Below are 24,184 nucleotides of genomic sequence, written 5' to 3' on the forward strand. Positions count from 1 at the left end.
AGTTGCCAGTGAGGGAAAGAAAGAGTGGCGTAAACCCGCCATGCGCCACGGGGGAGGAAGTGTGCCGAAGGCCGTGAACCGGTCAGGGGGGTCGCGGGGTCCGGCGGGTGCGGGCCAAACGGGCGACATCGTGCGGCCCAATGCCGCCCGGGAGTTCCCCACGCGGGTGAACGCTGAGTGAGCGTCAGCTCGCCAGGGGACGAGTGGTGTATGTCGATTCGCAATCGCCATGATCGATGTGAGGTGATCGGCGGCGGCCGTTGCGGCCGCGTTCACGCCCACGCCACCCCCACTGCCAACCATCCTCAGTGAAGGAGCCAGGACCGCACGGACCGCATCGCAGGACCGCCGTCAAGCCCAGCATTCGCGATCGCACTCGGGGAGACCGCATATGTACCGCAGATCTGACGGGCCCGCAGCCGCCGGCCTCGACCGCCGTACGTTCCTCGCCGCGGCCGGTGCCGTGACCACCGCCACCGGCATCGGCATGGCCCTGGGATCGGACGACCGCGCGGCGGCGACCGGGCCGGACGACGCCGCGGCCGCCTCGGCCAGGCAGGCGGGGGCCGCCGCCGCGGGCGCCCCCACGGGTGCGGGCACCACCCTCGTCTCCGTCGCGGCGCCCCGCGGCAGCGGCGGCTACCGGCGGCTCGGCGACGGCCCCGGCTGGCCCCGGGTCACGCGCTCCGAGCTGGCCACGGGGAAGAGCGGCCGGGAGGACCGGCGCTCGACGCTGGCCTGCTTCGTCCAGTTCACCGACCTCCACCTGACGGACGTCCAGCACCCGCTGCGCTACGAGTTCTTCCGCGCCGGGGAGCCCGGCGCCTGGCGCCCGCACGAGGCGCTCACGCTGCCCGGGGTGGTCTCCCTCGTCGAGCGCGTGAACAAGGTCCGCCGCGGCCCGGCCACCGGCACGCCGCTGAGCTTCGTCATCACCACCGGCGACAACGGCGACGAGAACGCGAAGATCGAGGTGGAGTGGTTCCTCACCGCCCTCAGCGGTGGCCGGATGAACCCCAACACCGGCGACCCGCGGCACTACGAAGGCGTGCAGAACAGCGGGCTCAAGCTCTTCTGGCACCCCGAGAGCGCCCTGCGCGACCAGGACAAGCAGCTGGGCTACCCGCGCATCGACGGCTATCTCGCCGCCGCCACCCGCGGTGTCAACAGCCCCGGCCTCAACATCCCGTGGTACTCCACCTTCGGCAACCACGACCTGCTGTCCGGCGGCTGCTACCCCGCCGCGGGCTCCTTCATCCAGGACGCCGCCGTCGGCGACAAGAAGCTCCAGATCATCTCCGCCGCCGACGCCAAGTGGCTCATGGACGGCGAGTCCAAGGGCGCCGACCCCAAGGGCGAGCGCATCCGCGAACTGCTGCGCGTCCACAAGAAGGAGATGCGCACCGTCACCCCCGACCCGCGCCGGGTCCCGCTCACCGCCCAGCAGTACGTCTCCGCCCACCTCGACCGCAAATACGCCGGCCACGGGCCCGTGGGCCACGGCTACAGCCGCGACAACCTCGAATCCGGCGAGCTCTACTACTCCTTCAAGGTCTCCGACGACGTCGTCGGCATCAGCCTCGACTCGACCGACCCCGGCGGCCACTACCAGGGCTCACTGGGCACCTCCCAACTCCTGTGGCTGGACCGGACGCTGAGGAGGTTCCGCGACAAGTACGCGCTCGTCTTCAGCCACCACCCCAGTTGGAGCATGGACAACCTCACGCCGGACCCCCGCCGCCCCGACGAGGAGCGGCACGACGGCAACGAGCTGATCCAGCTCCTGCAGAGCCACAACAACGTCCTGGCCTGGATCAACGGGCACAGCCACCGCAACCGCATCCGGCCGCGCGGCACCTTCTGGGAGATCGCCACCGCCTCCCACGTCGACTACCCCCAGCTGGCGCGGATCATCGAGGTCACGGACAACCACGACGGCACGGTCTCCCTCTTCACCACGCTCATCGAGTCCGCGGCCCCCTACCGCACCGACTTCCACGACCTCTCCCAGACCGGCCTCGCCTCCCTCTACCGCGAGCTCGCCTTCAACGCCCCCGGCTCGGACACCTCCCTCGGTGGCGCGGCCGACGACCGCAACACCGAGCTGCTGCTCCCCAGGCGCTGACCCCCGCGGGCCCCGCCGCGGCTCAGCGCGGCAGGACCACGAGATACGCGGCGGGATCGCGGTCGGCCGACGCCATCAGGGCGGTCCGGACCACCGCGGCCTGCTGCTCGGGGGTGTCCCGCAGCTTCTTCGGCGTCAGGTGCACCACCGTGATGCCGAGCCGCTCCAGGTGCTCGCGCTTGCGGTACTGCTCCGACCACAGCGTCTCGTCGTCCTGGCGCGGGGTCCGCGAATCGATCTCCAGCGCGACGCTGTGCTCGGGCCAGAACGCGTCCACCCCGCCCAGGGACGGCCCGCCGGGCAGCCGGAGGTGGACGTTCCACAGCGGCATGGGCAGCCGGTACGTGCTCACCAGGTCGTAGAGCCTGCCCTCCGCGACGGCCCGGCTCTCGGCGAGCAGCGTGTCCACGGCGTCCACCACGTGCGGCCGGCCCAGCAGCCGGGCGCGCGACAACTCCCGTACGACGGCCTGGGCTTCGCAGTGCCCGCCGCGCACGGCCTCCGTCAGCACCCGGCGCACCGTGGACGTCTCCGTGAGCTCGGCGACGGCGTCGGCCACGGCGCGTGCGACGGGCGCGACGGGGATGCCCGTCAGCTGCTGCGGGTGCGGCAGGGCATGGGCCCGTACGAGCCGGACGAACCCGGTGCTCCGCAGCCGGCGGGTGCGCGGCACGAGCACGTCGAGGCGGTCGAGGGAGAGCAGCGGGGGGACGGACGTGAAGCGGTGCAGGGCGAGCGCCGCCATTCCGGTGATCATGGCTTCGCCGTACGAGTCCGCCGCGGCCCGGCGGGCGGCGGCGGTCGCCGTGCCGGGGCCGGGCTGGGCGGGCAGGCTCTGGGCGCGCGGCAGGGTGTACATCAGGGCGGCGTGCAGCCGCTCCTCGCTGGTGGCGGGCCCCGTGCGGAGCAGGAACACGCCGGGCAGCAGTTGCTGCCAGGGTCCGCCGGGGCGGCAGCGTTCGGTCACGAGGGCCCCCGGCACACCGTGCTCGCGGAGCTGACGCGCCGTCATGACACGGTGGCGCACGTCCGACAGGTGGTGCAGGGGGCGGGGCGAGAGCGGGGTTCCGTGATTCATGCTCTGCCAGTGCCGCTGTTCCCGACGGCTCTAACCTGGTGTTACAGGCCCGTAGGCAAACCCGGACAACTCTGTCCTAAAGTACGGGCGTTCGAGGGCCGAGGAGGGGTTCCCCGGACCGGACGCCCGTGCGATCGCGGCGCGGCCGGAGCTGTGCGGGCCCCGGCCGCGCCGCGGTCAGGCTGCCCCGGCGGCGGCCGTGTCACACTCCTGGGCCCGCAGGGCCCGCGCCAGGTCGTCGCGGGCCTCCAGCACCAGGCGGCGCAGCGCGGGCGCCGCGTCCTCGTGCGCGGACAGCCACTCGTCCGTCAGGTCCAGCGTCCGCCGGTCCCCCTGGAGCAGCGGGAAGGTGCCGCGCACGACGGCCATCGCGATCTCGATCGACCGCTCCCGCCAGACCCGCTCGATCTCCTTGAAGTACCGCTCCGCGTAAGGGGCCAGCAGGGGGCGCTGCCCCGGCTGGTTCCAGCCCGCGATGGTCGCCTCGGCGAGCGCGTTGGAGAGCGTGTCGGACTCCACGACGGCGGCCCACGCCTCCGCCTTGACCTCGGCGGACGGCCGGGCCGCCAGGCAGCGCACCTGGTGCCGCCTGCCGGAGGCGGTGTTGTCCCGGGCCAGCTCGGCCGCCAGCGCGGACTCGTCGGCCGCGCCCCGCGCGGCGAGCGTGCCGAGGAACGCCCAGCGCAGCTCCTGGTCGACCTCCAGCCCGTCGATCTTCCCGGCCCCGTCCAGCAGTTCGCGCAGCAGCTGGAGGTCGGACTCCGCGGTGGCGAGCTGCGCGAAGAAGCGCACCCACGCCAGCTGGTGGCCGCTGCCGGGCTCGGCGAGCCGCAGCTCGCGCAGCGCGCTCCCGGCGAGGGTCCGCGCGCCCTGGTCGCGCGACCCGGGCGCGGTGTAGTGCACCAGGGCCGACTGCGCCCAGCTCTGCACCATCTGGAGCACGCCGATCTCGGTCTCGGCCCCGGCGAAGCGCTCGACGAGGGCGGTGAAGTCGCGGGCGGGCATCAGCCCGTCGCGCGTGAGGTTCCACAGCGCGGACCAGCACAGGGCGCGCGCGAGCGGGTCGGTGAGCTCGCCCAGGTGCCCTCGGAGGGTGTCCAGCGAGACCTCGTCGAAGCGGATCTTGCAGAAGGTGAGGTCGTCGTCGTTGACCAGCACGAGCTCGGGCCGCTCGGCCCCGGCGAGCTCGGTCACGACCGTGCGGGGGCCGGCGACGTCCACCTCGGCGCGGGCGTAGCGCACGAGGGCGCCGTCGGCCTCGTGGCGCCGGTAGAGGCCCACGGCCACCCGGTGCGGGCGGAGTGTGGGGTGCGCCTCCGGCGCCTCCTGGAGGACCGCCAGCTCGGTGATCCGGCCGGCGGCGTCACAGGTGACCAGCGGCGTCAGGGAGTTGACGCCCGCGGTCTGGAGCCAGGAGCGCGACCAGCCGGCCATGTCCCGGCCCGAGGTCTCCTCCAGCACGGCCAGCAGGTCCGCGAGGCGCGTGTTGCCGTAGGCGTGGCGCTTGAAATAGCGGCGCGCGCCCTCGAAGAAGGCGTCCCGGCCCACATAGGCGACGAGCTGCTTGAGGACCGAGGCGCCCTTGGAGTAGGTGATGCCGTCGAAGTTGAGCTTGGCGTCCTCCAGGTCACGGATGTCGGCCGTGACCGGGTGGGTGGAGGGCAGCTGGTCGGCGCGGTACGCCCAGGACTTGCGCTGGTTGGCGAAGGTGATCCAGGCGTTGTCGTAGCGCGTCGCCTCGACCTGCGAGAACGAGCCCATGAAGTCGGCGAAGGACTCCTTGAGCCACAGGTCGTCCCACCACTCCATGGTCACCAGGTCGCCGAACCACATGTGCGCCATCTCGTGCAGGATGACGTTGGCCCGCCGCTCGTACGAGGACGTGGTCACCTTGCCGCGGAAGACGAACTCCTCGCGGAAGGTCACGCACCCCGGGTTCTCCATGGCGCCGATGTTGTACTCCGGCACGAACGCCTGGTCGTACTTCCCGAAGGGGTACGGGTAGTCGAAGTTGTCGTGGAAGAAGTCCAGGCCCTGCTTGGTGACGGTGAAGATCTCGTCGGCGTCGAAGTGCCGCGCGAGGCCCTTGCGGCAGAGCGCGCCGAGCGGGATCTCCAGGACCGTGCCGTCCTCGAACGTGCGGCTGTAGTGGTCACGGACCACGTGGTACGGACCGGCGACGACGGCCGTGATGTACGTCGAGATCGGCCGCGTCGGCACGAAGTGCCAGGTGGCGGCGTCAGAGCCGATGGACCTGGGCTCGCCCGTCGCCTCGCCGTTGCTCAGCACCGTCCAGCCCGCGGGCGCGGTCACCGAGAAGGTGAACGGGGCCTTCAGGTCGGGCTGCTCGAAGTTGGCGAAGACACGGCGGGCGTCGGCCGGCTCGTACTGCGTGTAGAGATAGACCTCGCCGTCCTCGGGGTCCACGAAGCGGTGCAGACCCTCACCGGTCCTGCTGTACGCGCACTGGGCGTCCACGACCAGGACGTTCTCGGCGGCGAGCGAGGGCAGCGCCACGCGCGTCCCGTCGAAGACCGCCGCGGGGTCCAGGGGCTCGCCGTTGAGGGTCACGGCGGTGACCGACGGTGCCACGAGGTCGGCGAAGCTCGCGGCTCCCGGCTCGGAGCAGCGGAAGCGCAGGGTGGTCACCGAGCGGAACGTGCGGTTCTCCGGGCCCGCGCCCACCGCGGACCGCAGGTCGAGCGCCACCTCATAGGCGTCCACCGCCAGCAGCCGGGCCCGGTCGCGGGCCTCCTCACGGGTCAGATTCTCACCGGGCACAAGGGCTCCCCGTCTTCGTGTCGGATCTTGGACAACGCAGGAATGATGGCACGGGGCCTGTTGTTGAATCTGCTACTGACCAGCTCGGATGAGCTCTCATGAGGAGATTCACGTGACCGCTTCGGAGAAGACCGTCGCAGACTTCTGGTTCGACCCTCTGTGCCCGTGGGCGTGGCTGACCTCGCGCTGGATGCTGGAGGTCGAGAAGGTACGGCCCGTCGAGGTTCGGTGGCACGTCATGAGCCTGGCCGTTCTCAACGAGAACAAACTGGATGAGCTCCCCGAGCAGTACCGCGCGAACATGGTCCCCGGCGGCCCGGCGTGGGCGCCGGTGCGCGTCTGCGTCGCGGCCGCGCACAAGCACGGCCCGGAGGTCCTCGGCGCGCTCTACACCGCGCTCGGCACCCGTTTCCACGTGCAGGGCCAGCCGCGCGACCGCGCGACGATCGAGGCCGCGCTGGTGGACGCCGGTCTGCCGGCGGAGCTGGCGGAGGCCGGTGACACCGAAGCCTTCGACGAGCAGCTGCGCGCCTCCCACAACGAGGGCATCGAGAAGGTCGGCCAGGAGGTCGGCACCCCGGTCATCGCGGTGCCCGGCGCGGACGGCGAGCAGGTCGCCTTCTTCGGCCCGGTCGTCACCCCGGCGCCCAAGGGCGAGGCCGCGGCCCGGCTGTGGGACGGCACCCTGCTGGTCGCCTCGACCCCCGGCTTCTTCGAGCTGAAGCGCACGCGCACCCAGAGCCCCGTCTTCGACTGACCGCCCCGCTCGACGGGCGGCTCCCGATCAGGTCCCTTAATGTCCCGGTATGGGCAAGACGGACCTCTCCCGGCCGCTCGGCCGCACGGGCGGCCGGGCGGACACGGAGCCGCCGGGCGGCACCGCCGCCCGCTTCGCCGACCGGCCCGCCGGTCCGTACGACCTGATGACGCGCGCCGTCTGCCGCACCCTGCCGCCCCTCTGGGCCGCGCTGGGCCTGCGCCAGACGGCCGCCACCCTGCGGCACTATCTGCGCGGCACGGGCACGCCCTACCGGGTGGACGCCGCGCTGCTCCTCGCCCTCCCGGAGGTCCGCTCCGCCGCCGAGGAACAGCTCGCCCGCTGGCGTGCCGAAGCGCTTGCCCGCTGGCGCGGCGCCCCTGCCGCGTACCCCGCCGACAGCGGGTGGCGCGCCGTTTCGCTCGCGCGGCGTGGCCGCTGCGACTGGTGGTTCGCGCTGCGCGCGGTCGACTTCCGCCTGACGGGGACGGTGCGGGTGTCTTCGGACGGCGATGCCGTGATCGACTACCGCTTCGCGGTGAACAAGTGCTGGGCTTTCTTCGGCCGCCTCCACGAGGCGGGCCTCGCCCGCGACTTCCTGATCACGGGCGAGGCGTTCGGTCACGCGTGATCGCCGCGTCGCGCCTCAAACGCCGGACGGGCTGAATGTGCCGGCTACGGTCCGCACATTCAGCCCGTCCGGCGTTTGAGGACGCTCCCCCGGACTTCGTCCGGGGGACCCCAAGGGCGCTCCCGCCGCAGGCGGCAACGGCGGGTCAGCCGGGGGTCTGGGGCACGCGCCCCAGTTCGGGAAGGGGCGGGGCTGGGGAAAGAGCCCGCCGCAGGCGCAGTGGCGCGCAGCCCGGAAAAGAAAAAGCCCCCACGCGAACCACTCACGTGGGGGCTTCGCCTGCCGCGTGAAGGGTGAGAAGACGATCACGAAGCAGGACGCGAAATAACGCGAGGAGCTACGGCGCCAGCAGCAGCGCGTTCCCCCGCTCCTTCGCCGCCGCGTACCGCGCCGCGACATCCTGCCAGTTGACGACCTGCCACATGGCCTCGATGAAGTCCACCTTCTGGTTCTTGTACTGAAGGTAGAACGCGTGCTCCCAGGCGTCGAAGACCAGGATCGGCACCGACCCCTGGCCGACGTTGCCCTGGTGGTCGTAGACCTGCTCGACGATAAGGCGGCCGCTGACCGGCTCGTAGGCGAGGACGCCCCAGCCGGAGCCCTGCGTGGTCGCCGACGCCTTGGTGAGCTGCGCCTTGAACTTCGCGAAGGAGCCGAACGACTCGGCGATGGCGTCCGCCAGCTCGCCCACGCCGTCCTTGTCGAGCGGCTCGCCGCCGCCGTCACCGGTCATGTTCTGCCAGTAGATGCTGTGCAGGATGTGGCCGGAGAGGTGGAAGGCCAGGTTCTTCTCCAGGCCGTTGACGGCGCCCCACTGGTCCTTGTCACGGGCCTCGGCGAGCTGCTCCAGGGTGTCGTTCGCACCCTTGACGTACGCGGCGTGGTGCTTGTCGTGGTGCAGCTCGATGATCTTCGCGTCGATGACCGGCTGGAGTGCCGCGTAATCGTAAGGGAGTTCAGGAAGTGTGTAGATGGCCATGCCGAGCCCTCCGACTGCTTATTGCAATTAACTTGCAGGTAGACGCTATCAGTAAGTGCCTCCGAAAAGCGGTTCCGGGGGTGGGCTTGGGACCAAAGACGGAGGCGGTGCGGGTCCTGAAGAGCAGGACCCGCACCGCCTCGCGTGGGGGGCTGGTGTCGGAGCGTCAGATTCCGGTGGACGCGGCGCGGCGCGCCAGCATCCGCTGCCGGAGGTAGCCGAAGAGGGCGAGCGCCACGGTGAGCCCGGCCGTCGCCCACAGCTGGACGCGGGTGTCGTGCTCGCGCAGCATCAGCGCCAGGGTGCCGAGGATCCCGGCCAGGGCCAGGAAGGTCACGTACGGGAAGAGCCACATCCGCACGACCAGCTTGTCCGGCGCCTCGCGCTCCAGCCGGCGGCGCATCAGCAGCTGGGTGACGGCGATGAACGCCCACACCACGAGCACGGCCGCGCCGGTCATGTAGAGCAGCCACTTGAAGACCGTGTCGGGCCACCAGTAGCTCAGCAGCACCGCGAAGAAGCCGAAGGCCGAGGAGGCCAGCACGGTCATCCGGGGCACACCGCCGGTGACCTTGCCGAGGAAGCGCGGGCCCTCGCCGCGCTGGACCAGCGAGTACGACATCCGGGAGGCGCCGTAGATGTTGGCGTTCATCGCGGAGAGCAGGGCGATCAGCACGATCACGTTCATGATCTGGCCTGCGGCGGGGATGTCGAGGTGGTCGAGGACGGCGACGTACGGGCCGGTCTCGGTGATCGACTTGTCGGTCCAGGGGATCAGCGTCACGACGACCAGCATCGAGCCGACGTAGAACAGGGCTATTCGCCACATCGCCGTGCGCACGGCCTTGGCGACGCCCTTGACGGGCTGCTCGGACTCCGCCGCCGCGATCGTCACCGTCTCCAGGCCGCCGTAGGCGAAGACCGAGGCCAGCAGGCCGGCGGCGAGGCCGTCGGTGCCGCCGGGCAGGAAGCCGCCGTGGCCGGTGAGGTTGTCGGCACCCGGCGCCGAGGTGCCCGGCAGCAGGCCGAGGATGGCCAGCACGCCCAGCACCAGGAAGAGGCCGATCGCGCCGACCTTCAGCGCGGCGAACCAGAACTCGAACTCGCCGAAGTTGCTGACCGCCGCCAGGTTGGTGCCGCAGAAGACGGCCATGAAGATCAGGACCCACATCCAGGAGGGTGTGGAGGGGAACCACGAGACCATGATGTGGGCCGCGCCGATCGCCTCCACGGCGATGCCCACGCACAGCTCCACCCAGAACATCCACCCCACCGTGAACCCCGCCCACGGGCCCATGGCCCGCTCGGCGTGCACGGAGAAGGTGCCGGAGGCGGGGTTGGCCGCCGCCATCTCGCCCAGCATCCGCATCACGAGCATCACCAGCAGCCCGGAAGCGGCGTAGGCGAGCACGATGCCCGGACCGGCCGCGGCGATGCCCGCGCCCGAACCGACGAAGAGACCGGCGCCGATCACACCGCCGAGGGCGATCATCGACAGATGGCGCTGCTTGAGGCCGTGCGACAGATCCGTGCCGCCCGGCGCCTGATCGGTGACCTCGCCGCGCGGTGGCGCGGAAGAGGCCGCAGGTGTCCGAGTCATGATCGTGTGATTCCCGTGGGGTGAGAGCGGAAAAGTTGCCTCAGTGTGGAGGTCATGTTCGCTCAGGACAACAGTTGTGACATTGCTGTCCGATATCTAGACAGCAATGTCACTGACTGTGCACGACACATATCTCCGGAAGCAACCGGTTTGCCGCCGAAACGGACGAAACAACTCCGGTAACGACCGGTAACGGACAGTGGACCGGCGCCCGTTCGGCGACTCAGCGTCGCCGGAGCCGGAGCTCGCGCAGCCCCGCGACCACGAGCACCGCCGCCGTCGCGCCCGCGGACCACAGCAACTGCGGCCGCGCGCCGTCGTCCGTGAGCATCAGGATCAGCACGCCGCCCATCGCGGCCAGCGCCACCCACGTGAGATAGGGGAACGCCCACATCCGCAGCGTCAGCCGCTCCGGCATCTCGCGCTCGATGCGCGGCCGCAGCCGCAGCTGGGAGGCGGCGATCAGACCCCAGACGAAGAGCAGGACGGCGCCCACCGCGTTCAGCAGATAACGGAAGATCGAGTCGGGCCACTCCAGATTCAATATGACCGAGGCGAACCCGAAGACGACCGAGGCGAGCACGGCTCGGCGCGGCACCCCGCCGCCCGACACCTTCAGCAGCGAACGCGGCGCCTCGCCCCGCTCGGCCAGTGAGAAGACCATCCGGGAGGACCCGTAGAGATTGGCGTTCAGCGCGGACAGCAGCGCCACGAAGACCACGACGTTCATGATCTGGCCGGCCCCGGGCACCCCGATGTGGTCGAGGACCGCCACGTACGGGCTCTTGCCGGGCACGATCGACGACCACGGCAGAAGCGTGACGATGACGAGCATCGAGCCGACGTAGAAGAAGAGGATCCGCCACACCGCGCTGCGCACCGCCCGGCCCACCGCGCGGGCGGGGTCGTCGGACTCCGCGGCGGCGATGGTGACGACCTCCAGGCCGCCGAAGGCGAAGACGACGGCGAGGACGCCGGAGACGACACCGCTCCAGCCGTTGGGCAGGAAGCCGCCCTTGCCGGTGAGGTTGGACAGCCCCACCGCCTCCGTGTCCGGCAGCACGCCGAAGACGGCCAGCAGGCTCAGCACGAGGAAGAGGACGATCGCGCCGACCTTCAGCGTCGCGAACCAGAACTCGAACTCACCGAAGTTCTTCACCGCGGCGAGGTTGGCGCTCGTGAAGACCACCATGAAGAGCAGCACCCACGCCCACTGCGGCACCGACGGCAGCCAGCCGTTGGCGATCTGCGCGGCGCCCGTGGCCTCCACGGCGAGCACGACCACCAGCAGGAACCAGTAGAGCCAGCCCACCGTGAACCCGGCCCAGCGCCCCAGCGCGCGCTCCGCGTGCACCGAGAAGGCGCCCGAGGCGGGCATCGCCGACGACATCTCGCCGAGCATCCGCATCACCAGCATCGCGAGCGCGCCCGCGATCAGATACGAGACGATGATCCCGGGCCCGGCCACGGCGATCCCGCCGCCCGAGCCGACGAACAGCCCCGCCCCGATCACGCCGCCCAGGCCCAGCATCGTCAGATGGCGCTGCTTGAGCCCCGCCGACAGGGGTTCCTTCTCGCCGCTCAGCGGTTCGGCGGCAGGCGGTGCGTCATGCATGGCGCTCGTGACTCTCGGATCTGTGCGATGGGCGCAAAAAGGCTGCGAAGGTACTCCACACTCTCCCGAGCGGGTGTCCGGCGCCAAGCTTCGCCGGTCCGTCGTGACGAGCATCACGCATGCCGGGGGAACGGGGCGGGAAAGGCGCGCCCTTATCAGCGCCGACCTGCGGCGGCGCCGTTCGGAACTCTCCAAAGCGGGGCGGGCCGGCTTGTCACGGTCACCCGGTGTCCGCGCCGGACCCCTCGATTAACGTCACGGTGTCCCAGACCTTCCTCGATCTGACGCGGAGTACCGATGGCCACCGCTGCCCCAGTAACCCGGACCGGTACGGTCCTCGCCGACGCGCTCTTCCCCACCCGGTCCAGGGCCCGCGTCGGTGACGCCGCCCTGGTCCTCGGCGGCGCGGTGCTGACCGGCGTCACCGCCCAGATCGCGGTCCCCGTCCCGGGCTCGCCGGTGCCCGTCAGCGGCCAGACCTTCGCCGCGCTTCTCGTCGGCACCACGCTCGGCGCCCGCCGCGGCTTCCTCTCCCTCGCGCTCTACGCGCTGGCCGGCCTGGCGGGTGTGCCGTGGTTCGCCGAGGGCCGCTCGGGCGCGGGCTTCGCCTCCTTCGGCTACGTCCTCGGCATGATGCTCGCCGCCACGGTGGCGGGCGCCCTGGCCCGCCGCGGCGGCGACCGCTCCACGCTGCGCACGGCGGGCACGATGGCGCTCGGCTCCGCGATCATCTACGCGGTGGGCGTCCCCTATCTCGCGCTGTACGCCCACCTCTCCCTGACCGACGCGATCGCGGCGGGCCTCACGCCGTTCCTGATCGGCGACGCGCTCAAGGCGGCCCTGGCGATGGGCGCGCTGCCGACGGCATGGAAGTGGCTGGGCCGGCGGGGCTGAGCCTCTTCCCCCGCGATGTCCCTCGCGTCCCCCGCGATGTCCCTCGCGACGGATACGGGCCGGGCCCGCACCCCTGATCCGGTCAGGGTGCGGGCCCGGCCCGTATCGCGTACTCCCGGTGACTACTGCCCGGACGAAGCCTTCACCGCGCGCCGGCGGCGCTGGTCCAGGGAGAGTCCGAGGCCCACCACGATCACGCCGAGCAGCGTCGAAAGCAGCACCTGGTCCCGGTTGTCGCCGCCGTCGTAGACCATGTAGCCGAGCACGAACATGATCATCCCGATCGTGGCCCACGTGAGATACGGGAAGAGCCACATCCGCACCACGAGCTTCTCCGGCATCTCCCGCAGGATGATGCCGCGCATCTTCAGCTGGGTGACACAGATGACCAGCCAGACGAAGAGGGCGATGGCGCCCGAGGAGTTCAGCAGGAACTTGAAGACCGTGTCGGGCCACACGTAGTTGAAGATCACCGACACGAAGCCGAAGACGACCGAGCCCAGGATCGCGATCCGCGGGACGCCGTTGCCGCTGACGCGGGCGAAGGCCCGCGGCGCGTCGCCGCGCTGACCGAGCGAGAAGGCCATGCGGGAAGCTGTGTAGAGCCCGGAGTTGAGACAGGAGAGCACGGCCGTCAGGACGATGACGTTCATGATCTGGCCGGCGTGCGGGATGCCGATGGAGTCGAGGGCGGCGACGTAGCTGCCCTTGTCGGCGATCTCCTTGGAGTCCCACGGCAGCAGGGAGACGACCACGAAGATCGAGCCCAGGTAGAAGACGCCGATGCGCCAGATGACGCTGTTGGTGGCCTTGGTCACCGCGCGGCGCGGGTCCTCGGACTCACCGGCGGCGAGGGTGACGATCTCACTGCCCATGAAGGAGAAGACGACCATCAGGACACCGGTGAGGATCGCTCCCGGTCCGTTCGGCAGGAATCCTCCGTGCGAGGTGAGGTTCGAAATCCCCGCGGTGTCGCTGTGCGCGCCCGGCAGCACGCCGAACACGGCCAGCAGGCCGATGATGACGAAGGCGCCGATCGCGACGACCTTGATCCCGGCGAACCAGAACTCGAACTCGCCGTATGAGCTGACCGACCCCAGGTTGGTCACGGTGAGCAGCACCATGACGATCAGCGCCCAGGCCCACTGCGGCACGGCCGGGATCCAGCCCTCCAGGATCTTGGCACCGGCGGTCGCCTCGACCGCGAGCACCACGACCCAGAAGAACCAGTACAGCCAGCCGATGGAGAAGCCCGCCCAGCGGCCGAGCGCCCGGTCCGCGTAGGCGGAGAAGGAGCCGGAGGTCGGATTGGCGGCGGCCATCTCGCCGAGCATCCGCATCACGAAGACGACCATCACGCCGACGAGCGCGTAGGAGATGAGGATGCCGGGGCCCGCGGCGGCGATGCCGGAGGCGGAGCCGACGAAGAGACCGGCACCGATCACGCCGCCGATGGCGATCATCGACAGGTGGCGGTTCTTGAGTCCGGCCTTCAGGCCGTCCTGGGACGCCTGCCCGGGTTCGCCGGAGTTCGACGCCTTTGTCAGGGTCGGCGGTGTGGCCATGAGCACGTTCCTTACGGTTCTCGGGTTACGAGTTCCCGCATTAGAACTTTTCGAAGGTGTGATCGGGAAGAGTCGAATCCGTATCGTTGTGATCGGAGCCGGCGACCGGCGCGGACGGCGAGCCCTGAGGCGGAGACCGGACCGCATTCGTGCCACACTCGGTCGCATGCGCGTGTATCTCGGCTCCGACCATGCCGGCTACGAACTCAAGAACCACCTCGTCGAGTGGCTCAAGGCCCAGGGCCATGACCCCGTCGACTGCGGCCCGCACATCTACGACGCCCAGGACGACTACCCCCCGTTCTGCCTCCGCGCCGCGGAGCGGACCGCGGCTGACGCCGACAGCCTCGGCATCGTGATCGGCGGCTCCGGCAACGGCGAGCAGATCGCCGCGAACAAGGTCAAGGGCGTACGGGCCGCCCTGGCCTGGAGCGAGCAGACGGCCGCCCTGGGGCGTGAGCACAACGACGCCAACGTGATCAGCATCGGCGGGCGGATGCACACCCAGGAGGAGGCGACGAAGTTCGTCGAGATCTTCCTGGCCACGCCGTACTCGGGTGAGGAGCGCCACACCCGCCGCATCGAGATGCTCGCCCGCTACGAGCAGACCGGCGAACTCCCCGAGATCCCCGCCCACCACCCGCAGCAGGGCTGACGCCTGACCCCGCCTCCCTTCCGGCCGCGCTGACGCGCGGTGTCCTCAACCGCCGCACGGGCTGATTCTCACGCATCGTGGCTCGTCATCTGCGGGTCGCGGGCTACGGACTACGGTCCGTGATTCCAGCCCGTCCGGCGGTCGAGGACGCTCCCCGGACTTGGTCCGGAGGACCCCCAAGGGCCGCTCCCGCCGCAGCCGGCGAACCGGCCCGCACTCCGGGGGTCCGGGGTGCGAGCGCCCCCACGCGGCGGAGCCGCACATCGGATGCGGCCGGGAAGGGGCGGGGCCGGGGAACAGAAATCGCATCAGACACCCGCAGGAGAGCCACCTTGCCCGAAGGGCACACCATCCACCGGCTGGCCCAGGACCACGCCGAACGGTTCCGCGGCCAGAAAATCCGCGTCACCAGCCCCCAAGGCAAATTCTCCGACAGCGCCGCCCTCCTCGACGGCCACGGCCTCACCACCGCGGAAGCCCACGGCAAGCACCTTTTCCTCGGCTTCGCCGAACACGGCTGGATCCACATCCACCTCGGCCTCTTCGGGAAGTACACCTTCGGCGGAGCCCCCGTGCCCCCGCCCACCGACACCGTGCGGCTGCGGCTCGCGACCGCCACCGCGTACGCCGACCTGCGCGGCCCCACGACCTGCGCCCTGGTCACCGACGGGGAGAAGCAGGCGATACACGACCGGCTCGGCCCGGACCCGCTCCGCGCGGAGGACGACGGCGAGGCCGCCTGGGCCCGCGTCAGCCGCAGCCGTACGACGGTCGCCGCCCTCCTCATGGACCAGAAGGTCATCGCGGGCGTCGGCAACGTCTACCGCGCCGAGGTCCTCTTCCGGCACGGGATCGACCCTTACCGCCTGGGCCGCGACCTCACCCGCTCCGAATGGGACGCGATCTGGTCGGATCTCGTTGATCTGATGCGCGAGGGCGTACGCAACAACAGGATCGACACCGTGCGCCCCGAGCACACCCCCGAGGCCATGGGCCGCCCGCCGCGCGTGGACGACCACGGCGGTGAGGTGTACGTCTACCGCCGGGCCCGGCAGGCGTGCCACATCTGCGGCGGCGAGATCCGCACCGCCGATCTCGCCGCCCGCAACCTCTTCTGGTGCCCCGGCTGCCAACAGCGCTGAGGCACTGTCAGAAGCCATGCGGCAGCCACGGAGCGACCGGGCTGCCGAACGCCACCGAAGCCTCGCCCAGCGCCCCCTCCCGCAGCTCCCTGACCCGCCCCGCGCCGGCCAGCGAGAGCAGGGACACCCCGCCGAGATACGCGGAGCCCAGCTCCCGCACGGACAGCGCCAGATCGGCGGGGTCCGCCGTGCGCGCGCAGGCCGCCCCCTTGGCGTCGCCGGTCAGCCGCCAGCGCCCCGCGTTCCAGGGGCAGAAGGCGTCGTCGACCTCGAACACCACGTCCACCGGCGCCTGATACGTACGGGCCGCCAGCGCCGCCCCCACCTCGACCAGCCGCACGTACAGCGAGTCCTCCGTGGCCAGGTGGCAGCGCCGGACGTCGTCGACCAGGTGCCACAGCGGGTCGTCGGACGGCCGGTCGCGCGCCACGATCTCCACCGTCAGGTCCAGGTCGAACAGGAAACGCCACAACGCGGCGTACGCGGCGGGGGTCAGCGCCTCCACGTCGCGCAGCAGCACCGTGCCGTACGGCCCGTCGTCCGGCCGGGGCCGGACGAAGTAGCGGGCGTAGCCCACCGTCCGGCCGTCCACCTCGGCCAGTACGCACTGCAAGGACGAGCCGTCACCACGGCGGCTCGGCGCATCCAGCAGCGGCAGCGCGTCCCAGCCCGGACGGCGCTCCAGCATCCCGGGACGGGCCGTCACCCGGCGCGCGTACACCGCCTCGCACGCCTCGCGCGCCTGCTCGGGCTTCGACAAGCGGAGCCGCACGCCGTCCGCGCCCTCCGGCATGATCAGCCGCACCCGGTCCGTGTCGACGCGGGCCCGCGTCGACTGCGTCGCCGCGCCGTAGCCGAACCGTCCGTAGATGTCCGGCTCGGAAGCCGTCAGCACGGCCAGCGGCACGCCCCAGCTCCGTACGTCGTCCAACTGGCGCCGCATCATTCCCCGCAGCACCCCGCGCCGCCGGTGTGTCGGCCGCACGCCCACCATCGTCACTCCGGCCGCGGGGACCACGGCACCGCCCGGCACGGTCATCCGGAAGTCGAACGCCCCCGTCGTGCCCACGACTTCATCGCCGTCCCACGTGCCCAGCCACCGGTCGAACAGGGTGAGCTCCCGCCACAGCGCGCGCTCCTCGGCGGGCTCGGGCATGCCGCCGAACGCCAACTCAAGTGACTCGTACCACTGCTCCCACTCGACAGGACGCAGTACACGCAACTCTGTTGTCATGACGCCATGACTAGCAGCGGATTCCCGCGCGGGCGAACGAATTTCGCATAAGGTGCCCATCCGTGCGACATGGTGCGGTCCCACGGCTTCTCCCAGCTCGTCGCGGGTCCGCCGCGGTCGGCCGCGTCGGCGCGGCGTGAGTCGACGCACCGCCGAATGGGTGGATAAGGTCACGATGCAATGACTGGCGGTGCGGAGACTCCGACGGCCCGGATGCGCAAAGCCATGCACCGGGCCCGCACGGCCATGCGCAAAGCCGGGGTGGACTACTTCCGCGGCGACGGCTCCGACTGGATTGCCCTGGCCGCCCTCCTCCTCGCCGTCCCCGCGCTCGCCGGCGGCACCATCGCGCTGCCCGAGTGGTGCGCCCCCTCCGCGCTCGTCCTGCCCATCGTGGCGGGCGGCCTCCTGCTGCGCCCGGCCAGCCTGCTGGCCCTCTACGCGGCGTCCGCCGTCGCGCTGATCGTGGAGTCCTACGCCCTGGACCGGGGCGTGCACAGCGGGGGCGGCCGGGTCACCCCGGGCACGATCCTCGTCGTCGCCGCGGTGGGCTTCCTCGGGCTGCTCATCGCGCAGTTCCGCAGCCGCGTCGGCGTGCCCTGGCGGCGCGGGGGCACCATGCTGTTCGACCTCCGCGAGCGCATCCGCGTCCAGAGCAAGCTCCCCAAGCTGCCGCGCGGCTGGCACCGGGAGATGGCCCTGCGCCCCGCGGGCGGCCAGTCCTTCTCCGGCGACTTCGTGGTCGCCGCCCGCACCAACGGCGGCCGCACGCTGGAGATCGTGCTGACCGACGTCTCCGGCAAGGGCATGGACGCCGCCTCGCGCGCCCTCCTGCTCTCCGGCGCCTTCGGCGGGCTGCTGGGCTCGCTGCCGCCGCACGCCTTCCTGCCCGCCGCCAACGGCTATCTGCTGCGGCAGGACTGGGACGAGGGCTTCGCCACCTCCGTCCATCTCGTCCTGGACCTGGACAGCGGGGACTACGAGATGTTCTCCGCCGGACACCTGCCGGGCCTCCAGCTCAGCGCGGGCACCGGCCGCTGGGAGGAGAAGGCCGCGGAGGGGCCGCTCCTCGGGGTCTACGACGGCGCCCAGTTCGACCCGATAAAGGGCACACTGTCCCCCGGGGACGTGCTGATGCTCTTCACCGACGGCCTGGTCGAGACCGCCGACCGCGACCTGACCGAGGGCATGGACCGCCTCACGGGCGAGGCGGACCGCTATGTGTCCGCGGGCTTCCAGGGCGCCGCCTGGCACTTGATCGAAGCGGTGGCGAAGGACGTCAACGACGACCGCGCGCTGCTGCTGATCTGCCGCACGTGAGGGCGGCGGAGGGCGCGGAGGGCGCTCCGGTGAGGGGCGCGGGGAACCGCGCGACCGCGGTGCGAGGACAGCCCACCCACACGACTCACGGAGACGACATGCCCCCCATGCCCCTGGACGCCGTCGAGGCTTGCGCCCGGCACGCCCACGCCACCCGGACCGACAAGGCGGGCCGCCCGTACGCCGAGCACCTGGCCGCCGTCGCGGAAGGCGTACGGAACCGCGGCGGCGATGACGAACAGATCGCCGCCGCCTGGCTGCACGACGCAGTCGAGGACGGGGCCGTCACCGAGGAGTGGCTGGCGGCGGCCGACCTGTCGCAGCGGACCAAGGACATCGTGCTGGCGGTGACCAAGCGGGCCGGTGAGACACCGGAGGCGTACGCGGCCCGCGTCCTGGCGACACCTGGCGCGCTGCTGGTCAAGGAGGCGGACCTGGCCCACAACTCCGACCCCGGGCGGGCCGCGGCGCTCGACGCCGTCACCCGCGAGCGGCTCCGGGTGAAGTACGCCCGGATGCGCGCCCTCCTCGGCCTGGACGCGCCCACCGGGTGACTCACCGCTGCTTGCGGAAGGCCCACTCCATCCTCGGCTCCATCGCGAAGCGGAACACCCGCCGCACCGGCGGGGTGCACAGCGCCGTCATCACCACGATCGCGATCAGGGTCACCACGACCTCGCCGACGGGCCGGCGCACCCAGGCGTAGGCGTCGTACCACTCCTGCCAGCGGGACAGCTTGATCAGGAAGCCGTGCAGCAGATAGCCGTACAGCGTCCCCGCGCCCAGCGCCGTGAACCACACCGTGCGGCTCGGGACCCAGGCGAGGAAGCAGGCGGTCAGCACCGCCGCGCAGCCGGACATCGCCAGCGTCATCGCGGGCGCGGACCACAGCGGCGCGTGCAGGTCCTGGACGGCGGCGTTGTGGTAGAACCATGTGCTGTTCATCCGCGGCGCCGCCCAGTACGCGAAGGCGATCGCACCCGCGAACACTGGGATCGCCGCGATCCGCACCCAGCGACGCCGCACCAGCTGGAAGTGCTCGGCCTTCATGTGCAGCCCGATCACGAAGAACGGCAGGAACTGCAACACGCGCTGAAGATCGAAGTCACTGCCGATCTCGGGGGAGAGCGCGGCCAGCGTCGCGATCGTGAACGCCACAGGGACCGGCCGGCGGATCAGCTTCCAGATCGGCGTGGTCAGCCGCCAGATGAAGAGCGCGGCCAGGAACCAGTTGAGGTACCACGGGTTCAGCAGCGAGAGGGGATCCGGCGGGGAGCCGTGGTCCATCCAGTGCTGGAAGTAGACGTAGGCGACCTGGAAGATCACATACGGCACGGCCACGCCGGTTATCAGCCGCTTGATCTTCGCCGGACTCATGTCGAAGCCACGCGAGAAATAGCCGGATATGACGATGAAGGCCGGCATGTGAAAGGCGTAGACGGTCAGATACAGCGCCATCGCGGCGCGCCCACCGTGGGTGAGCGGCTCCCACGCGTGGCCCAGGGCGACCAGGACGATCGCCAGGTACTTCGCATTGTCGAAGAAAGGGTCGCGCTGCGCCGGAACGGGCGCCACCGGCGCGGACTGCGGGGCACTCGACGGGATCGAGGCCGCCGAGGGGGACGGCGGAGTGACGGCGGGGGACATCCGAGGCACCCTAGCGGCGCAATCGGGACCGGTAAAACCCCGTTCCATCTATTGAGCTATTCACCCCGAACCGGCACGCTGTCCGGCAAGTCGGCCGATATCCTCTCCACGCAGCTTTCTGGACGATCCACCGATGAAACGTCACTGGCCCCCAACAGCAGGCCAGTTGATGGCACGATGGTGGTCGTGAGGGGTCTGCGAGGACTTCCGGGCAGGCCGGGTGATTCCGACCGAGGGTGTGATCAGCTATGACCACCATTTCGCTGTCAGGCGTGCTGCTACTGGCGATCGTGCTGGTGGTGATGATGCGCGCGGGGCATATCAAGGGCGGCCCGGCGATCATCGCGATCCTCTTCGGCTTCTTCCTCGCCTCCACCGGCATGGCGCCGTCCATCCAGCGCTTCCTGGACTCGCTGGCCCAGACCATAAACGGCATCAAGTTCTGACCGCCGCCCATGGCCGGATCCGCTCGGTCCCGCGCATGGGGACGCCCCGCACAGGAACGCCAGGAACGCGCAGGGGGTACGCACGAAAAACGCCTCCGGCCGGAGCCGGAGGCGTATCGGAGCGGGCGACGGGAATCGAACCCGCGTAGCCAGTTTGGAAGACTGGGGCTCTACCATTGAGCTACGCCCGCGCGCGCCGCGATTCCCACGGAGGGCCGCGCGGCACGTTGTGCATCGTAGCGGGTCCGGACGCCCGGCCGCACACCCCGGGGTGCCGTCGGCCCCCCGCCTCTTCTTCCGCCTGTTAATCGGCAGCCGGAACCCCCGCGGGCATGTACCCTACGTGTCGCACCGACGGGGTGTGGCGCAGCTTGGTAGCGCGTCCGCTTTGGGAGCGGAAGGTCGTCGGTTCGAATCCGGCCACCCCGACCAATCAAGATCACATTGTGGGGCCCGTACTGCTTGCGGTTACTATGCAAGCTGCGTGCCCGTGTGTCTCTGTACCGGGCGCGATCCGCTGGACATCAGCAGAATCCAAGAAGTCAGCCCCAAGGAGACCGAACCGTGAAGAGCGCCGTGGAGACCCTGAACCCGACTCGGGTTCGGCTCACTGTTGAGGTGCCCTTCGAGGAGCTCAAGGCCAGCCTCGACGCGGCGTACAAGAAGATCAACCAGCAGGTCACGGTGAAGGGCTTCCGTCAGGGCAAGATCCCCGCCCGTGTCATCGACCAGCGGTTCGGCCGCGGTGCGGTGCTGGAGGAGGCCGTCAACGACGCGCTTCCGAAGTTCTACACCGAGGCGGTCAACGAGGCCGACCTCAACCCGCTGGGCCAGCCCGAGGTCGACATCAAGGAGCTGAAGGACGGCGAGCTGCTCTCCTTCACCGCCGAGGTCGACGTCCGCCCGACCCTGGAGATCCCGGACTACTCCGGCATCGAGGTCACCGTCGACGCCGTCGAGGTTTCCGACGAGGACGTCGAGAAGTCGGTCGAGCAGCTGCGCGACCGCTTCGCCACCACCTCCCCGGTCGAGCGCGCCGCCGCCGAGGGTGACATCGTCACCGTCGACCTGGAGGCCAAGGTCGACGGCGAGGTGCTGGAGGACGGTGTCGCCGAGGGCATCGACTACACCATCGGCTCCGGCCAGCTGCTCGACGGCATCGACGAGGCCGTGACCGGTCTCGAGGCCGGCGGCACCGCCACCTTCACCTCCGAGCTCAAGGGCGGTTCCGCCGAGGGCAAGGAGGCCGAGGTCAAGGTCGTCGTCACCGCCGTCAAGGCCCGCGAACTGCCCGCGCTGGACGACGAGTTCGCCCAGCTGGCGAGCGAGTTCGACACGCTGGAGGAGCTGCGCGCCGACAGCACCAAGCGCCTGGCCCGGATGAAGAAGTTCGACCAGGCCACGCAGGCCCAGGAGAAGGTCCTCGACGAGCTGATCAAGCTGGTCGAGGTCCCGATGCCGGAGAAGCTGCTCGAGGACGAGGTCAACACCCGTAAGCACAACCTCGAGCACCACCAGCTCGGCCAGATGGGCCTGGACCTGGCGAAGTACCTGGAGATCCAGGGCAAGTCCGCCGAGGAGTTCGACGCCGAGCTCAAGGAGCAGGCCGAGAAGGGCATCAAGACCCAGTTCATCCTGGACGAGATCGTCAACAAGGAGAAGCTGTCGGTCGGCCAGGAGGAGCTCACCGAGCACCTCATGCGCCGTGCCCAGTCCTCCGGCATGAGCCCCGACCAGTTCGCCCAGGCCGTCGTCGAGGGTGGCCAGGTGCCGATGCTCGTCGGCGAGGTCGCCCGCGGCAAGGCCCTCGCGGCCGTCGTCGAGGCCGCCACGGTCAAGGACAGCAACGGCGAGGTCGTCGACCTGGACGACGAGGACGAGACCGCCGAGACGGTCGAGGCCGCCACCGAGGTCGTCGAGGGCACCGAGGCCTGAGCCTCGCCCCCCTCGTAGCGATACGGAGCACGGGCCCGGCCCCGGCACCCTCCCTGGGTGCCGGGGCCGGGCCCGCCGCGCTCCTGTGGACCCCGGGGAACCTGCGCTCAGAGCGAACAGTTCCTGATGCGGGATGGCCACCGCCTACCAGCGCGTTAGGGTCCGTAGATACGGGGGCAGGGGAGTCCCGGAAGCGCGACGCGGAAGCCCGGATGGCGCGCCCGACCTCACCCCTTGAAGAAGACGCTGAGACGGCTCGCGGGGCCGTCGAACAAACGAGCAGGTGGATACGTGACGAATCTGATGCCTTCCGCCGCCGCCGGCGAGCCGAGCTTCGGTGGCCTCGGCGACCAGGTCTACAACCGACTGCTCGGGGAACGAATCATCTTCCTCGGCCAGCCGGTCGACGATGACATCGCCAACAAGATCACGGCGCAGCTGCTCCTCCTTGCCGCGGACCCGGACAAGGACATCTACCTCTACATCAACAGCCCCGGCGGCTCGATCACGGCCGGCATGGCGATCTACGACACCATGCAGTACATCAAGAACGACGTGGTCACCATCGCCATGGGCCTCGCCGCCTCGATGGGGCAGTTCCTGCTGAGCGCCGGCACCCCGGGCAAGCGCTTCGCGCTGCCCAACGCCGAGATCCTGATCCACCAGCCCTCCGCGGGCCTGGCGGGCTCCGCCACGGACATCAAGATCCACGCCGAGCGGCTGCTCTACACCAAGAAGCGGATGGCAGAGCTCACCGCTCACCACACCGGTCAGTCCGTCGAGCAGATCACTCACGACTCCGACCGCGACCGCTGGTTCTCCGCCGACGAGGCCAAGGAGTACGGCCTCATCGACGAGGTCATGGGATCCGCCGCGGGCGTTCCGGGCGGGGGCGGCACCGGGGCCTGATCCCGGCGCGTCCACGCAGCAGAACCCCTCGCCCTCAGAACGCCACCAGGATGGTGAACACGCAGATGAACAACAACGCCGGCAGCGGCCTCTACACTGGCCCCCAGGCCGACTCCCGTTACATCGTCCCGCGCTTCGTCGAGCGCACCTCGCAGGGCGTGCGCGAGTACGACCCGTACGCGAAGCTCTTCGAGGAGCGTGTGATCTTCCTCGGCGTGCAGATCGACGACGCCTCGGCCAACGACGTCATGGCGCAGCTGCTGTGCCTGGAGTCGATGGACCCGGACCGCGACATCTCGATCTACATCAACTCGCCGGGCGGCTCCTTCACGGCGCTGACCGCGATCTACGACACGATGCAGTTCGTGAAGCCGGACATCCAGACGGTCTGCATGGGCCAGGCGGCCTCCGCCGCCGCCGTGCTGCTCGCCGCCGGCACGCCGGGCAAGCGCATGGCGCTGCCGAACGCCCGCGTCCTGATCCACCAGCCGTACAGCGAGACCGGCCGCGGTCAGGTCTCCGACCTGGAGATCGCCGCCAACGAGATCCTCCGGATGCGGGCGCAGCTGGAGGACATGCTGGCCAAGCACTCCACCACGCCGATCGAGAAGATCCGCGAGGACATCGAGCGCGACAAGATCCTCACCGCCGACGAGCTGCTCGCGTACGGCCTGGTGGACCAGATCGTCTCGACGCGCAAGACGTCCGTTTCGGCCTGACCGTTTTCGGTCCGGCCACATGTGCCGCCGGCAACCCCCTTGGACCGAGTAGGGCCAAGGGGGGCCCGCACGGGGGGCCCGGCAAGGTACCGTCGATAGGCAAGCACCCGGGTTCGCAGAGCAAGGCGGATCCCAGGCGAAGGGGAAGCACC

At 70.5% G+C, this 24,184-nt stretch carries 20 protein-coding genes and 2 tRNA genes; 13 read left to right on the plus strand and 9 right to left on the minus strand.

Annotated elements, in window-relative coordinates; genetic code table 11:
• Nucleotides 1–391 precede the first annotated feature (391 nt).
• A complete protein-coding gene (locus ACH427_RS07735; RefSeq protein ID WP_398868511.1) occupies nucleotides 392–2,125 on the plus strand; it encodes a TIGR03767 family metallophosphoesterase in 1,734 nt (577 codons plus the stop codon).
• Between the two features lie 22 nt (nucleotides 2,126–2,147).
• Here the strand turns inward: ACH427_RS07735 and ACH427_RS07740 are convergent, their stop codons facing one another.
• Complete coding sequence (locus ACH427_RS07740; protein ID WP_398868512.1) at nucleotides 2,148–3,203, minus strand: hypothetical protein; 1,056 nt, start codon at nucleotides 3,201–3,203, stop codon at nucleotides 2,148–2,150.
• A gap of 177 nt (nucleotides 3,204–3,380) precedes the next feature.
• The gene (gene pepN / locus ACH427_RS07745; protein ID WP_398868513.1) at nucleotides 3,381–5,984 is read right to left on the minus strand and encodes an aminopeptidase N; all 2,604 of its coding nucleotides are present in this window, start codon (nucleotides 5,982–5,984) and stop codon (nucleotides 3,381–3,383) included.
• An 88-nt stretch (nucleotides 5,985–6,072) separates the two neighbouring features.
• On the opposite strand from pepN, the gene ACH427_RS07750 reads away from it, so the two are divergent.
• Together ACH427_RS07750 and ACH427_RS07755 are read left to right on the plus strand one after the other, a co-directional pair.
• The gene (locus ACH427_RS07750) at nucleotides 6,073–6,741 is read left to right on the plus strand and encodes a DsbA family protein (RefSeq protein WP_398868514.1); all 669 of its coding nucleotides are present in this window, start codon (nucleotides 6,073–6,075) and stop codon (nucleotides 6,739–6,741) included.
• Between the two features lie 49 nt (nucleotides 6,742–6,790).
• The gene (locus ACH427_RS07755; RefSeq protein ID WP_398868515.1) at nucleotides 6,791–7,372 is read left to right on the plus strand and encodes a hypothetical protein; all 582 of its coding nucleotides are present in this window, start codon (nucleotides 6,791–6,793) and stop codon (nucleotides 7,370–7,372) included.
• Between the two features lie 337 nt (nucleotides 7,373–7,709).
• Here ACH427_RS07755 and ACH427_RS07760 read toward each other — a convergent pair whose 3' ends face one another.
• The 3 genes from ACH427_RS07760 to ACH427_RS07770 all read right to left on the minus strand — a co-directional run bounded on the left by ACH427_RS07760 (nucleotide 7,710) and on the right by ACH427_RS07770 (nucleotide 11,566).
• Nucleotides 7,710–8,351 (minus strand): superoxide dismutase, encoded by a 642-nt coding sequence (locus ACH427_RS07760; RefSeq protein ID WP_398868516.1) that lies wholly within the window; start codon nucleotides 8,349–8,351, stop codon nucleotides 7,710–7,712.
• Nucleotides 8,352–8,517: 166 nt separating this feature from the next.
• Nucleotides 8,518–9,951, minus strand: a complete 1,434-nt coding sequence (locus ACH427_RS07765) for an amino acid permease (RefSeq protein ID WP_398868517.1) — start codon at nucleotides 9,949–9,951, stop codon at nucleotides 8,518–8,520.
• A 223-nt stretch (nucleotides 9,952–10,174) separates the two neighbouring features.
• Nucleotides 10,175–11,566 carry an amino acid permease gene (locus ACH427_RS07770; protein WP_398868518.1) on the minus strand — a complete coding sequence of 464 codons (1,392 nt, stop codon included), beginning with the start codon at nucleotides 11,564–11,566 and terminating at the stop codon, nucleotides 10,175–10,177.
• A 297-nt stretch (nucleotides 11,567–11,863) separates the two neighbouring features.
• Here ACH427_RS07770 and ACH427_RS07775 point away from each other — a divergent pair, with 297 nt between their 5' ends.
• Nucleotides 11,864–12,460, plus strand: coding sequence for a biotin transporter BioY (locus tag ACH427_RS07775; protein WP_398868519.1), 597 nt, complete (start codon nucleotides 11,864–11,866; stop codon nucleotides 12,458–12,460).
• Nucleotides 12,461–12,582: 122 nt separating this feature from the next.
• Here the strand turns inward: ACH427_RS07775 and ACH427_RS07780 are convergent, their stop codons facing one another.
• On the minus strand, nucleotides 12,583–14,025 hold the full coding sequence (locus ACH427_RS07780) for an amino acid permease (protein ID WP_398868520.1): 1,443 nt from the start codon (nucleotides 14,023–14,025) through the stop codon (nucleotides 12,583–12,585).
• 166 nt (nucleotides 14,026–14,191) lie between these two features.
• Here ACH427_RS07780 and ACH427_RS07785 point away from each other — a divergent pair, with 166 nt between their 5' ends.
• On the plus strand, nucleotides 14,192–14,680 hold the full coding sequence (locus ACH427_RS07785) for a ribose-5-phosphate isomerase (RefSeq protein WP_398868521.1): 489 nt from the start codon (nucleotides 14,192–14,194) through the stop codon (nucleotides 14,678–14,680).
• Between the two features lie 332 nt (nucleotides 14,681–15,012).
• On the plus strand, nucleotides 15,013–15,822 hold the full coding sequence (locus ACH427_RS07790; RefSeq protein WP_398868522.1) for an Fpg/Nei family DNA glycosylase: 810 nt from the start codon (nucleotides 15,013–15,015) through the stop codon (nucleotides 15,820–15,822).
• A gap of 7 nt (nucleotides 15,823–15,829) precedes the next feature.
• Here ACH427_RS07790 and ACH427_RS07795 read toward each other — a convergent pair whose 3' ends face one another.
• Nucleotides 15,830–17,056, minus strand: coding sequence for a GNAT family N-acetyltransferase (locus tag ACH427_RS07795; RefSeq protein WP_398868523.1), 1,227 nt, complete (start codon nucleotides 17,054–17,056; stop codon nucleotides 15,830–15,832).
• Nucleotides 17,057–17,236: 180 nt separating this feature from the next.
• On the opposite strand from ACH427_RS07795, the gene ACH427_RS07800 reads away from it, so the two are divergent.
• Both ACH427_RS07800 and ACH427_RS07805 read left to right on the plus strand, forming a co-directional pair.
• Nucleotides 17,237–18,376 (plus strand): PP2C family protein-serine/threonine phosphatase, encoded by a 1,140-nt coding sequence (locus tag ACH427_RS07800; RefSeq protein WP_398868524.1) that lies wholly within the window; start codon nucleotides 17,237–17,239, stop codon nucleotides 18,374–18,376.
• A 107-nt stretch (nucleotides 18,377–18,483) separates the two neighbouring features.
• Nucleotides 18,484–18,930, plus strand: a complete 447-nt coding sequence (locus ACH427_RS07805; RefSeq protein ID WP_398868593.1) for an HD domain-containing protein — start codon at nucleotides 18,484–18,486, stop codon at nucleotides 18,928–18,930.
• Between the two features lies 1 nt (nucleotide 18,931).
• Here ACH427_RS07805 and ACH427_RS07810 read toward each other — a convergent pair whose 3' ends face one another.
• Nucleotides 18,932–20,023 carry an acyltransferase family protein gene (locus ACH427_RS07810; protein WP_398868525.1) on the minus strand — a complete coding sequence of 364 codons (1,092 nt, stop codon included), beginning with the start codon at nucleotides 20,021–20,023 and terminating at the stop codon, nucleotides 18,932–18,934.
• 248 nt (nucleotides 20,024–20,271) lie between these two features.
• Between ACH427_RS07810 and ACH427_RS07815 the strand changes: the two genes are divergently transcribed.
• Nucleotides 20,272–20,469: a hypothetical protein gene (locus tag ACH427_RS07815; RefSeq protein ID WP_361529572.1), complete on the plus strand. Its 198-nt coding sequence runs from the start codon at nucleotides 20,272–20,274 to the stop codon at nucleotides 20,467–20,469.
• A gap of 120 nt (nucleotides 20,470–20,589) precedes the next feature.
• On the opposite strand, the gene ACH427_RS07820 is transcribed toward ACH427_RS07815, so the two are convergent.
• Nucleotides 20,590–20,660 (minus strand) — tRNA-Gly (locus ACH427_RS07820).
• Between the two features lie 164 nt (nucleotides 20,661–20,824).
• Between ACH427_RS07820 and ACH427_RS07825 the strand changes: the two genes are divergently transcribed.
• From ACH427_RS07825 to ACH427_RS07840, 4 genes are all read left to right on the plus strand, one after another.
• A tRNA-Pro gene (locus tag ACH427_RS07825) sits at nucleotides 20,825–20,901 on the plus strand.
• A gap of 132 nt (nucleotides 20,902–21,033) precedes the next feature.
• The gene (gene tig / locus ACH427_RS07830; protein ID WP_398868526.1) at nucleotides 21,034–22,404 is read left to right on the plus strand and encodes a trigger factor; all 1,371 of its coding nucleotides are present in this window, start codon (nucleotides 21,034–21,036) and stop codon (nucleotides 22,402–22,404) included.
• Nucleotides 22,405–22,695: 291 nt separating this feature from the next.
• On the plus strand, nucleotides 22,696–23,313 hold the full coding sequence (locus ACH427_RS07835) for an ATP-dependent Clp protease proteolytic subunit (protein WP_361533554.1): 618 nt from the start codon (nucleotides 22,696–22,698) through the stop codon (nucleotides 23,311–23,313).
• Nucleotides 23,314–23,363: 50 nt separating this feature from the next.
• Complete coding sequence (locus tag ACH427_RS07840) at nucleotides 23,364–24,032, plus strand: ATP-dependent Clp protease proteolytic subunit (protein ID WP_116211811.1); 669 nt, start codon at nucleotides 23,364–23,366, stop codon at nucleotides 24,030–24,032.
• The last annotated feature ends 152 nt before the right edge of the window (nucleotides 24,033–24,184 follow it).

The organism is Streptomyces sp. NPDC020379 (assembly GCF_044387105.1).
Lineage (GTDB): Bacteria > Actinomycetota > Actinomycetes > Streptomycetales > Streptomycetaceae > Streptomyces.